The organism is Paenibacillus sp. FSL R7-0026, from assembly GCF_038004485.1.
GTDB classification, from domain to species: Bacteria; Bacillota; Bacilli; order Paenibacillales; family Paenibacillaceae; genus Paenibacillus; species Paenibacillus xylanexedens_A.
The window spans coordinates 647873-659689 of the sequence record NZ_JBBORG010000001.1 but is presented as its reverse complement, the minus strand read 5'-3'; the positions used below and the strand labels follow the sequence as shown (position 1 = coordinate 659689).

Sequence of the window (11817 nt, the reverse complement as noted above, 5' to 3'; positions counted from 1 at the left end):
CATTTTCTCAAAAATAGCATAACTTCATACCTTTACTATCGACTTGACTGGGAACAGATGCTGTGACGAACATCACTGTCACATCTCAAACCAGCACAAACAGGCGTCTGCCTTTGGGCAGCGCCTGCTTTATGTACACACGTATTCGTTTCATCAAGATAGGTACCTATGAGCTGGCATGTTCACTCCATCAGAGGTGAATTAGTTGCCGATCTGTCTAGCTCTGGTCACCCTCTCCTGAAGGAGAAGACCAATAACGCGCAGAGAGTTCTTCGTACCGATGCCCGTAGCGGGACTCCAGTTCCTCACCCATATCCTGTTCCAGTTCGTACAACACCAGCTCTTGAGCAAAATGATTCAGCAGCAGCCCGGTCATTACCGGATGCTCCGTAACTAGTGCCTGTGTGGCGCATGATTCACCGCGCATGCCTAACATGCACCAGCGGCGATCGACCACCAGGGAAAATTTCCGACCATTACCTGTACCATACATAGGCAAACCCGGCCAAGGGACAGGCTGATCGAGCATGCCTTCGCCACCATCACACGACCATAACAGCCGCACACCCCGAGCTTCAGCCTGCTGTAAGTCATTACGTAGCAGCTCTGCCTCTTCACGCCAAACGTCTACGACAATCTCGTGCTGAGCCTCGGCCAATTCACGGCTCAGATTCTCAAACACATTCTTGTCACCTTCGACGTTATAGAAGACAGGCTTCTCCGGTTCACTCTTGGGCATGCTGCTCTGGACATAATCCAGCGAGGTACGCATTTGATCGGAGATCATACGTGTCATCTCCTCTGGCTTCAGCACACTATACTTCGCCGGTTCCCCAGGACTACACCGCAAGAATCCACGCTGTTCCAGCCGTTGCAGGGTCGCATATACATTGGAACGGGACACGCCCAGCCGCTTCGCAACCTCATATCCTGAGGCTGATCCCTGACGGGCGAGTTCCACCATAATTTTAGATTCCATCTCGGTAAACCCGAGATGACGCAAATGATGCAGCAGTTGGTCCATATTCCCGTCCCCCCATGCTGTCAGCAACCTGCACTGCCTCACACTGATGCGGCAGTGCTTCTACTGCATCAGATCAGATCTGTTCGGCACCACAGCGCGGGCACCACTTCGACCCTTTGGGTAGCTCGGCTGCACAAATCTGACAATTCACCATTTCACGTGATACTTCGGTCTGTACGTCCACCGTGTTCACGATCGGGTTGTTTTCTTTCCAGTAGCGGATGCGTTCGTCCAGTTCCTGCTGACGCTCACGTTCCCGTTGCATCTCTTCATCTCTGCGACGTTCCCACTCGGCATCAAACGCTTCCTTTTCTTCCTGGGTAAATTCCGTACTGTTATATTCCGATTCCGTTTCCAGATCCGCTATGGACGGAATGACCGTATGGTACGGCTCGTCTTCCTCCAGTTCCAACTCAGGTGGCGCATCGTAGAAGTCCGGCTCTGGAGTTGGGGTCTGAGTTACAGCTGCCTCCTGTCTCGCGGCTGTGGTGGCTCCTGCGACTCCTACTTTGGGCGCTGCTGTCTTGAGTTCACCCAACTTGCGTCCGCATTTAGGGCAGAAGTTGGCATCCAGGGAAGCGACGTGTCCACACTCGCACAACCGTTCGTTCTTAAGTTGTGCAATCTTGTTGCGCAGACTATCAATCTCGTCCTGCAATTCGTCGCAGAGCTGCGACAGATCCACCATCTCTTTTTCTGCACGCGTCATATCCTGTGCCCGATAACCCTCATAGAAGATGCGACCCATATCTGTAAAATGGACTTCCTGTTCCTGTTGCAAGCCCACAATCTGGTTGTTCAGTTTCCCAATCTCAACGGCGTGTTGGGCACGCTCTGTTGCTTTGTTCGCTCCGTCTTTGATGCGCTGAAGCAGTTTCATGACCATTCCTCCTCTGTCCCGTCAAAACCAATATTATCATTTCTATTTAATAGTAAATTAGCATATTACATCTTTCATGCAAAATGCTCAGGCATATAACTTATACGATATCATGCCAAAAAGTTGCGTAATCTCGTGCAGGTGCCCGTTTTATACCGATACTGGATGAAATCGGGGGCTTTCGTCAAGACCATATGTTCGGGTATAATGAAGCTTTGACCATACTTAACCGCCTGATTAGGCGACTAACTCTATCATACCAATTTACAATGCGATTGTGAAAAGGGCAAATGGTTTACTTTTAGCCGGGATAGTCCTATCCCTGAATGCATACAGAGGTGGATGAAACATGTTAAGTCCGAACTCAACGTTCTACCCCCGTCCGCTCGGGGTTACCCCGGCGGCGTCCCTGCCCCAGTCCCCGTCTGCTCCGCTGGAGACCAGTCGGCAACTCGTGGGTAATGAGCAACAGGATGCCTTTTATTTTCGTTCTCTGGAAGAGGCAGGTATCAAGTTAAATGCACCACAAATCTCGGCAGTCCGTCACGGCAGAGGACCGATTCTGACGCTCGCCGGAGCCGGTTGTGGCAAAACAACTGTACTCGCTGCAAGAGCCGGCTACCTCATAGAGGTCAGCGGCGTACATGCAGGCAGTATCCTGCTGGTGACGTTCACGAACAAAGCCGCCACCGAGATGAAAGACCGGATCGCCGCATTGCCAGGCATACGCCCGGCAGCCGCGAGAGCCGTACAGGCTCGCACCTTCCACTCTTTTGCGCTGACATTATTGCGTCATTACGGTGTGCAGGAAGAGATCTTTGGCGAGTCACGGGCCCAACATACCGTACTGAAGATGCTTCTTCGCCAAAATGGCATGAGTGAAGCCTTCCAGCCTGAAAGTCTTCTGGCCATGCTGTCCGCATGGAAGATGCAAGGATCGGAAACAACCGATCTGCCTGAAAAATCACAGGAAGAACGCGATGCCAAGCGTGTCCTGCTTGGTTACGAAGCCTGGAAGCAGGAGCGGGGCAAAATGGACTTTGATGATATATTACTGCGGGCAGCCGCTCTGCTTCGTGATCCTGCTGTTCTGGGGCCGCTTCAGAAGCGTTTCCAGTACATTATGGTTGATGAGTTCCAGGATACCAATCATCTGCAATATGAGATTGTGCAAAAACTGGCTTCCGCTCACCGCAACCTGATGGTTGTGGGAGACGATGACCAGACGATCTATACCTTTAATGGCGCACGCCAGGAATCAATTTTGGAATTCGATAAAGTATACCCTGGTGCACGCATTGTGACGCTGGATATTAATTATCGCAGTGATGCACGCATTCTGGGACTCGGAAGTGAACTTGTTGCCCGCAATAAACGCAGACGTGACAAACGGCTACGTGCCGCCGGAAACCGTGGAGATGCGCCTCGCTTCGCTACACCTTCTAATGCAGAGGAAGAAGCGGCGTGGGTGGTAAACCAGCTGTGCCAGCAGGTCGAAGAAGGACAGCACACCTATCGCGATATTGCGATTCTTCACCGGACAGCAAGTAGCAGCCGGGCTGTATTCGAGCAGCTTGTGTTGAAAGATGTGCCTTTTGTACAGCATGGTGCTTCCCCGGTGTTCTATGACCAGTCTCTCATCAGACCCCTGATGGATCATTTGCGTCTGTCCCTTGATCCAAGAGCCATGGATGCTCTTCCAAGTGCACTGGGTCCGCTCTACGTCTCACGCGATGCGGGTCTGGAATGGATACAGCGTTGTGAACAACAACAGGCCAAGAAATACCCACTCATCCATCTGGTGAAATGGGACAAGCTGAAACCGTTCCAGCAGGAACAGGTCAAGGAACGCATCAAGCTGATCAAATCGCTATACAAACTAAAGCCCATCATCGCCATTCAGGAGATGCGCAGGCAGTTCTACGACAAGTATATGGAAAGTGGTGATCCCAGCATCTTCACCCATTATAAGGAAACGATGCTGGAAACCCTGGATGAATTCGAAGCTGCCGTCAAAAAATTCGAAACGGTAGAAGAGTTCATCCAATTCGCGGATGAGCTGTCCCGCAGACACCGTGAGATGGAATCTTTGCGCCGTGCGCAGGATAGTGACGCGGTACAGCTGATGACGATCCACCGGGCCAAAGGATTGGAGTTCCCTTGTGTGTACTGGATTGGAGCCAGTGAAGGCATTGTGCCTCACAGTACCGCACTACGTCAGGATATTCCTGAGGATCAGAAAGCTGCGCTTGCTATGCAGCAGACAGATGCCGAACTGGACATGGCGCTGGAGGAAGAACGCAGGCTCGCCTACGTTGCCATCACACGGGCCAAGCAGTACTTGTATGTCACCTCACCGGCGAGCCATCATGGAAAACCAGCGGATGTGTCCCGCTTCCTGCTTGAAGCCTTCGGCATGGAAGTTCCGGACAAACGCAAACCTCGTGAGGAGAGCCGGACGAGCAGTCAGGCTTCATATGGTAAAGGTAATGGACAGTATGCCCGCTCGGGCTCAGGTGCCCGTTCCGAAGGTCGGGATGTGGCACAGCGTCGTGCCATCAGCCACAGTGACCGTCGTGACTACGAGGTCCACAATGAACGTGATGAGGATCGCCTCGGTGAACGACGTGGCAGTGGGGAGATTCGCAACCATAAGGCATTCAGCACCACAGGTCTGAGTCCAACAGCTACAAGTTCCTCCAGTTCACATTCGCACACTTCAGGTTCAGGTAATGCTGAGCGTACGGAGACCGTTGCGGTCTGGAAGTGTAGTTCATCCACCTGTAAAGCTTGGCTAAGACAGAAGCCGGCTGTGCCTTCAAAAGCAACCAAGAAGGCATCCTCGGGCCCTCCCGCCTGTCCCCTGTGTTCAGGATCGATGGAGGCCGGCACCCGCCAGGTGCCCGTAACGGGGAGATTTGGGAAATAACTCAAAGGAAAAGGTAATGGCTGGTCATATGTGACTGAACATGTGGATGAGTAAATAACACACGAGCACAGTAGCTCGTTTCAGGGCGCTTTTTGCTGTTTATTAACAGTAGAAGCGTCTTTTTTCCATTTCAGAATGGGGGTTGGATTATGCAGGACGGCAAACAACATCTGTATGTATCGGTAACTCATAACCTGATTGAACGAACAAAGAACGAATCTACACCCTTTGAAGTGTTGGTGGATGACGAACAGTTGGGCCGATTGAAAGATCTGATGAAGGTGCTGGAGGATGACGATGCCTATACATTGCAACGGGCTCCCGTACCCTACAAATCAGCAGACCACGATGAGGCAACAGAGCAATTTTCAGATGGCATGACCTTGCTGTATACCTTTCTGTATGACCATGGCACGCCGGATACCCGGCAGGCAATTGAGAGCATGAACGTGCTTCCAAGGCTGCAGGATACGGATTATGATGACCCTGGGTACGAGAACTCACCACTGAATAAATGACCTGATGCCAAAAAGCATGCGTAACCGCAGATCACGCGGAAGACGCATGCTTTTTAATATAATGAAGGACAACTGCCATGTAAAATGGACTCAATCCAGACGAATCTCCTGCCCTTTCTCAGCGGACTCGTAGATTCCGCACAACATGCGCGTGGAAGCCACACCATCCGCAATTGGGCTGATCGGCTCTGTACCGTTCAGGCAACAATCCACAAAGTGGTCAATCTGGTTCTGGAATGCACTATGAATATGGAGACCCGTATTGTCCGTCTGGGGTTCAATATTCAGGATGGTATTATTTTTCTCCGTGACGATCAGTGTCTCTGGCTCCAGTTCGAACCCACCACGCTCGCCGTATAATTTTACCGAAGATTCATCTCCGCGTGCATGAAGGGTAAAGCTCACATCCACAGCTAGCGAAGCTCCATTTTCAAAACGAATGAGTGCATTCGCCATATCTTCTACGTCATTCACAGCTGCGCTGTAGTCGGCTGCTTTGTAAAAAGAAAGATGTTCGATATGGGCACGATTGCCCAACTTCCGATACGTATTACCACTGACCGAAACAGGTTTCGGCCTGCCCATGAGGTACCAACATTGGTCGATAATATGTACGCCGAGATCAATCAGGGGGCCACCACCGGAATGGCTTTTGTCTGCAAACCAACCGCCTGGATTGCCGTGACGCCGCAGAATGGAAGCTTTGGCATAATACAGTTCACCAAACTCCCCGGCATCAATGAATCTGCGCATCATCTGCATATTGTTATCATACCGACGCACAAATCCAACGATAAAAGTACGTCCGCTCTTATTCACCGCTTCTTCAATCCGCAGTGCATCTTCCACATTGGTTGCCACCGGTTTCTCCAGCAATACATGCTTGCCTGCCTCCAGTGCAGCAATGGCAAACTCAGCGTGTGTATTATTCCAAGTACAGATACTGACGGCATCCACATGCGGGTCCTCCAGCATCTCCCGATAATCAGTGTATACGGATTGAGCATCATACTTCTGCGCAGCAGCCTTAGCCCGCTCTTCGTTCAGATCGCAAATGGCATAGATGACGGCATCCTCGTTTTTGGCATAACACCTCATATGAAGATCCGAGATTGATCCCGTACCGATCATTCCGATGTGCAACATTTGTTTCGTGCTCATCATCGTCCTCCCTTCCTTTTCCACAACTTCCACAACATCATTATTGTCTAGTCTGCCCGCAGCAAGCCTTCGTAAATACCCGGCGTTGAATTTTCAATCTTCACGGCACCCAGCGTCCGGGCGTAGAAATCCACAGGTCCCGCTGATCCGATAATCGCATACCCGTAACCGTCCGCCTTCATCGCATGCATACAGGCCAGTAACAGGGCTGTGCCTACACCTTTGCCTCGTGCATCCTGGCTCACACCTGCCGGTCCAAAAAAGTTGCGACATGTCGCTTCGTAACAGGCAAATCCAATCATTTTCCCATGCTCAACCGCAATATAACAGGACACCGGCTGACGCGCAAAAGCGACCTCACATTCATCCACCCAAGCCTGACTAAAATGTGACCTCACCCAATCCAGTACAAGCTGTTTCTCTGGGGCAATGGCTCTTCGAATCACAATGGAGGATTCCTCCAACGCTCTCAGTCCACTCTCTTGCTCCGGTAAACGATAGAGCGCTACCAACATATCACTCATCTAATCCGTTCCTCCTCGTACTTGAATGTGAAATAGGACAAAGGTTTGGCCACTTACCTGAAATTAACCTGATCCTGCTGCGGATAACCTGCAATACAAGCGATATTTCTAATTTAAACTAATCTACCGCTTACATTCATTACATTTCAACTGCAACACTTAGACGATTTGTCCCGTCTATTAACTTGAAGCGCGGCCCTAAGGAAGATTTTACCGCGTCAGTACACAGATTAGAAGGGATGAATATTGATGAACAACAACATGAAAAAAGTAAGTGCACTGATGGCCCTATCCATGGCATTGGGTGGTGGAGCCGCTTATGCAGCAACACTGGACAACACAAAACCAGTCCATCAAACATCCGTTTCAGCAGATAGTAACACAGTGAGTGTAGTAAACGTATCCGTGAATGGCGCAACCATCTCTGATGGTTATTGGAACAAAGATGGCAAAGTAGCCATGATCCCGCTGCGTGATCTTACCGACGCACTGGGTATTGAACTGGAATGGAATAAAGAAACTAAAACTGCAGAGCTGACTCGTGGTGCTCTGTGGACACAGGTAATTACAGGCAAGGATCAATATTCCGTGAATAAAATGCTGCTTACGCTGGGTACGGCGCCCGAAATCACAGGCGGCAAATTGTATGTACCGGCTTCTTTTGCGGAAAAAGCTCTGCATGGACAAGTGAACACAACAGGAAATCAGGTGACGATCTCTAGTGAAGAGGACGTGAAGACGGTTACTGAACGTGGTGTAATTACCAGAATCTCGAACCAAGATAAATACAAGTCCATCCAGATTGGCGGTGCAGGGTTGGATGGCATCGTGCTCAATCTGAGCGATGAGACCAAATTCATCTCAGTTGAGGGGAAAGAGATTGCACTGACTGATCTAGCCATTGGCATGAACGTGGAAGCTGAGCATTCCCTCATCACCACCCGCAGCCTGCCACCACAAACGCCTACCTATAAAGTCACTGTGCTGGATAACGCTACAGAATCTGAAACACAATTGAAAGACGTTCTGGGGACAGCTGGTACAATTGAAAATGTAACAACAGCTAAAGGCAGCATCTCACAGATTGAGATTACAGGTACACGGTTAACCGAAACAGCTCCTGACCATGTCGTGCTGAACATTGCTAAAGACACGCTGATCGTGAACCACGAAGGTGAAACGGTAAAAGCTGAAGAACTGACCAAAGGCGCTAAAGTCATTGGGTTCTACAGCCCTATGCTGACACGCAGCCTGCCTCCAATCGGAACAGCTTGGAAAGTGGTTGTTGAAACACCTGCAGCAGAGCTGGAAGCGAAATAATACGATTGGAAAAACGTCTGGCTGAAACACATGTTATATGTTGTTGCAGACGACCGCGTGCATCGCTTAGCACGGGGTCATGAGTGTGGAGCATCATAATGACCAGCCATCCACATGTAGCTCCTGGCGCGCAGTGTCATGAGTTTGGCGCATCAAGAGCTCAGCCGTGCGGCCAGGCGGCGAAGTCAATTCAAAATAACCTTATCCGCTTGTCTTCTGACAAGCACGGGTAAGGTTATTTTTTTGGGCTTTTTGGGTTTTTGGGTTTTGGTTTTGGTTTTTTAGAGCGTGTCTACAAACTGCTTCAAATCAAAGCGTAGCTGAAACTTGTCCAGAGCAGACACGCGCGATGTGCGCTGCATACGAAATGGGTTACATACTGAATGTCAGAGCAATTGGATTTAGCGCTAACGAATCTGAGGCGTCTTATTCAAGGATTTGAAGCGCCCGCAGAAATCTAAGGAATCTCAGGCACGCTAATTTGAATAAACAGCTGTTTATAGCATTTTTATCAGAGGAATTCGGGAAATAACGTGTCTGACGTTCCTTACATTTTAGAAAGAGGACCTTATCGCCAAATAAGACGTCCTGTGTTCCTTAGAAAATCATCCGGATAACCGTCAAAATCAATCGGCTGTGACTTCATCTTCAACAATCGCTTCCACTTCAATCTCAACCATCAACAAGGGATCAATGAGTGCGCTAACTTCAACCATGGTGGCTACAGGCTGGATCTGTCCAAAAAATTCACCGTGTGCCTTGCCAACTTCCTCCCATCTGGAGATATCGGTCACAAACATCCGGGTTCTCACCACATGTGACATGTCAGCCCCCAGTTCTTTCAGTGCATTCTCGATCGTCTGCAAAACGAACCTTGTCTGTGCATACGGATCACCTGCCCCAACAACTACACCATCTTGCATCGCGGTTGTACCCGCCACTTCAATTCTGTTCCCTACACGGATGGCACGGCAATATCCCACCAATGGTTCCCATGGGGAGCCCGTAAATACCTGCTGTCTGCTCATTCTCTCGTCCCTCGCTTTGGTTGTATTTGTCTCTTCAGATTAAACATGAATTATATCAGTCCCCCATCATCTCAGACAATGGAATCAAGTTTAATTCTATCTTAACTCCATTAACATCTTTGCACAGAAAAAAATCCCCTGAATGACTGCCCATTGGTTAGATCAAGGACGGTTCATTCGGGGATTTATGAGAATTAGTATTAGTATCTTTTCATTAAGGATGAAACATCCAAATTACAACTTGATATTAGCCTCATCGAAGTATTCTTCCAGAGTTAACCCACTCTTCGCCACATCCGGTGCCAAATCGGTACCGATGTACCGAATATGCCAAGGCTCATAGACGTAACCTGTGGTATCTTCTTCACCTTGCAGATAACGGATGACATATCCGTATTCTGCAGCGTGTTCAGCCAGCCACTGACCTTCCTTCGATGTGCCAAATACCTCTTCCAGCACATTGCCCACACTCGGGCTGGATACATCAATGGCAAGACCCGTCTGATGTTCGCTTCGGCCTGGCACAGAGCTCACGCGATCCGTGTACTCTTGACCTTTGGTTTTGACATTATTGTTGTAGATGGATACCTGCCGCTGATATGAACGATAGCCGGACACTGCACGAAGCTCAATGCCATTCGCTTTTGCACCTGCAAATAACTTCTCCAGTGCCTCCGCAGCCTCCTTGCGCATATGCCGCTTCTCGTGAGGTTCGTCGAAGGAGAACGGTACATTCGGCTCTACCAGATCGTCCGGCTCGTACCCGTCAGGCAGACTCCGTTGTTTGTTCACAATGACGGTCATAGACTCAGCATTGGTTACCACGGATTGTGCATCAATCGTTGTTTGCAGTGCGCTGATACTGCGTTTCTCCAGTAATGGATCTTCCGCTGTCGCGCCATTCCCATTGTCCGAAGAGCCCTGCTCTCCACCCGCTGAAGCATTCCCAGACTCGCTATCCGTGCCTTCACCGCTGTTGCCAGAAGATGATGTGTCATCCCCGCCAGCATTGTCGCCATCCGTTCCTTTATCCTCCGTAAAATGAACCGTTGTGCCGTCCGTCTCCTGTTGTGTGTTACCTGTTCCATTCGGATTCTGGCTCTCCTCTGTGCCTGAACCGTTCTGGCACGCGGCAAGCAATGCTCCGCATATCATCAATGAGGACAGCATAACCACCATGCGACGCTGTCTTCCTGTAATTGATTTCATGTAAAAACTCCTATCGCAATAATATAAATGTTATATAGTTCTCTCGTGCAGTGTTCCCTGCGACAGTATACCTTAATTGGGAGCGAAGCTCCACCGGTAAAGACCTCCTTTAGAAGAGATCCGAATGAACATATACGAGCTGTACAGCCTGTATGATCGTTTTTTGGACTTTTAGAGCAACATCCCCGTGCTGTACACAATAAAAGTGAAATGGGAATATGCCTTCATATATCCATTATGCAAAAAAATGATAATACCGAGATGCACTTTACTAATGAGCATTGTTGGATAAAGACAAAATTCATCTTGTACCGGAAATGAATTAAATCAAATAATGCAACATGCTGCAATAAAAACAAGCAGGGGTGATCTGAGATCTCCCCCGCTCTGATGGGTGCATCATTTGGTTGCCGGGCTGTCCGTCTTCTTCTGGACAGCCTGCCACATCCGCGCGGCTACACGCTCGCGGATCAAATCCAGCCCTGCGGTGGCCGGCACGCCCGGCAGCAACGCCGTCAGCTCCGGCAGGGCCGGCGGCTTGCCCGGCTGCGCGAGGCGCACCTCAACGGCGCCAAAGCCCGGCCCCGGCTGGTGCATGGCGCCGTCCGCGGCGGCCTCGGCAATCCACTCGCCGACGGCCGCGCCGCCTTCGCCGCCCCGCACTTGCGGGCGGCCAGCCGTTTCCGCTGCGCGGCCGGGGCCGCTGGGATCATGGGCGAGTTCCTCCGCCCATGCCCCCAGCACGCCGGCGAGCAGCGCTTCGCGCGGCAGGCCGGCGTGCGCCAGCTGCAGCAGCGGCTCGGCCGCGAGGCGCGCGGCTACGGCGCGCTCAGCGGCCGCGGCATGCGCGCAGCCCGGGCGGCCGCAGGTGCACGCCACGGCCGCGCTGGCCGTTGCTGCGCCTGGCGAGCCCTCGGGCGCTTGCGCAGCCGGCAGCAGCCCGGCGAGCTCCTCGGGCGCCGGGCCGCCGCGCAGCAGGGCGTACAGCGTCAGCGGGCGCTTGCGCAGCTGAGCCAGCACAGCCTCGCGCTGGGCTTCGCTCAGTCGCGCCGGCGTTCCCGTGACCGTGAACATGCCTGCGGCTGATCCGGTCTTGCCCTCAGCAGCGGAAGCGGAAACGGAAACGGAAACTTCCTGATCCGCATCCGCCGCTGTATTTAGTTCTGCAGTCCATCCACCGGGGGACATATGCAGCTCGATCTTCCATTTTTCGCTCACAATAAT

The 11817-nt window shown here is 51.1% G+C and carries 10 protein-coding genes; 3 read left to right on the top strand and 7 right to left on the bottom strand.

Annotated elements, in window-relative coordinates; genetic code table 11:
* Window positions 1-217: 217 nt before the first annotated feature.
* On the bottom strand, window positions 218-1024 hold the full coding sequence (locus tag MKY44_RS03085) for a TrmB family transcriptional regulator (protein WP_340937105.1): 807 nt from the start codon (window positions 1022-1024) through the stop codon (window positions 218-220).
* Between the two features lie 73 nt (window positions 1025-1097).
* Complete coding sequence (locus MKY44_RS03080; RefSeq protein ID WP_341005996.1) at window positions 1098-1904, bottom strand: zinc ribbon domain-containing protein; 807 nt, start codon at window positions 1902-1904, stop codon at window positions 1098-1100.
* A 349-nt stretch (window positions 1905-2253) separates the two neighbouring features.
* On the opposite strand from MKY44_RS03080, the gene MKY44_RS03075 reads away from it, so the two are divergent.
* Both MKY44_RS03075 and MKY44_RS03070 read left to right on the top strand, forming a co-directional pair.
* Window positions 2254-4833 carry a UvrD-helicase domain-containing protein gene (locus MKY44_RS03075; protein WP_341005995.1) on the top strand — a complete coding sequence of 860 codons (2580 nt, stop codon included), beginning with the start codon at window positions 2254-2256 and terminating at the stop codon, window positions 4831-4833.
* A gap of 149 nt (window positions 4834-4982) precedes the next feature.
* Complete coding sequence (locus tag MKY44_RS03070; RefSeq protein ID WP_253429688.1) at window positions 4983-5351, top strand: hypothetical protein; 369 nt, start codon at window positions 4983-4985, stop codon at window positions 5349-5351.
* A gap of 90 nt (window positions 5352-5441) precedes the next feature.
* Here the strand turns inward: MKY44_RS03070 and MKY44_RS03065 are convergent, their stop codons facing one another.
* Complete coding sequence (locus MKY44_RS03065) at window positions 5442-6512, bottom strand: Gfo/Idh/MocA family protein (RefSeq protein ID WP_341009771.1); 1071 nt, start codon at window positions 6510-6512, stop codon at window positions 5442-5444.
* A gap of 47 nt (window positions 6513-6559) precedes the next feature.
* Window positions 6560-7036 (bottom strand): GNAT family N-acetyltransferase, encoded by a 477-nt coding sequence (locus MKY44_RS03060; protein WP_341005994.1) that lies wholly within the window; start codon window positions 7034-7036, stop codon window positions 6560-6562.
* 249 nt (window positions 7037-7285) lie between these two features.
* Between MKY44_RS03060 and MKY44_RS03055 the strand changes: the two genes are divergently transcribed.
* A complete protein-coding gene (locus tag MKY44_RS03055) occupies window positions 7286-8356 on the top strand; it encodes a copper amine oxidase N-terminal domain-containing protein (protein WP_341005993.1) in 1071 nt (356 codons plus the stop codon).
* Window positions 8357-8982: 626 nt separating this feature from the next.
* Here the strand turns inward: MKY44_RS03055 and MKY44_RS03050 are convergent.
* The 3 genes from MKY44_RS03050 to MKY44_RS03040 all read right to left on the bottom strand — a co-directional run bounded on the left by MKY44_RS03050 (window position 8983) and on the right by MKY44_RS03040 (window position 11811).
* Window positions 8983-9384, bottom strand: coding sequence for a RidA family protein (locus tag MKY44_RS03050; protein ID WP_074093334.1), 402 nt, complete (start codon window positions 9382-9384; stop codon window positions 8983-8985).
* A gap of 234 nt (window positions 9385-9618) precedes the next feature.
* A complete protein-coding gene (locus MKY44_RS03045) occupies window positions 9619-10593 on the bottom strand; it encodes a M15 family metallopeptidase (RefSeq protein WP_341005992.1) in 975 nt (324 codons plus the stop codon).
* 399 nt (window positions 10594-10992) lie between these two features.
* On the bottom strand, window positions 10993-11811 hold the full coding sequence (locus MKY44_RS03040; RefSeq protein WP_341005991.1) for a hypothetical protein: 819 nt from the start codon (window positions 11809-11811) through the stop codon (window positions 10993-10995).
* Window positions 11812-11817 lie beyond the last annotated feature (6 nt).

Excerpts from the sequence above, each read along its gene's own strand:
- MKY44_RS03060 (WP_341005994.1), bottom strand. The coding sequence starts at position 7,036 with ATGAGTGATATGTTGGTAGCGCTCTATCGTTTACCGGAGCAAGAGAGT.
- MKY44_RS03050 (WP_074093334.1), bottom strand. The coding sequence starts at position 9,384 with ATGAGCAGACAGCAGGTATTTACGGGCTCCCCATGGGAACCATTGGTG.
- MKY44_RS03065 (WP_341009771.1), bottom strand. The coding sequence starts at position 6,512 with ATGAGCACGAAACAAATGTTGCACATCGGAATGATCGGTACGGGATCA.
- MKY44_RS03045 (WP_341005992.1), bottom strand. The coding sequence starts at position 10,593 with ATGAAATCAATTACAGGAAGACAGCGTCGCATGGTGGTTATGCTGTCC.
- MKY44_RS03055 (WP_341005993.1), top strand. The coding sequence starts at position 7,286 with ATGAACAACAACATGAAAAAAGTAAGTGCACTGATGGCCCTATCCATG.
- MKY44_RS03070 (WP_253429688.1), top strand. The coding sequence starts at position 4,983 with ATGCAGGACGGCAAACAACATCTGTATGTATCGGTAACTCATAACCTG.
- MKY44_RS03080 (WP_341005996.1), bottom strand. The coding sequence starts at position 1,904 with ATGAAACTGCTTCAGCGCATCAAAGACGGAGCGAACAAAGCAACAGAG.
- MKY44_RS03075 (WP_341005995.1), top strand. The coding sequence starts at position 2,254 with ATGTTAAGTCCGAACTCAACGTTCTACCCCCGTCCGCTCGGGGTTACC.
- MKY44_RS03085 (WP_340937105.1), bottom strand. The coding sequence starts at position 1,024 with ATGGACCAACTGCTGCATCATTTGCGTCATCTCGGGTTTACCGAGATG.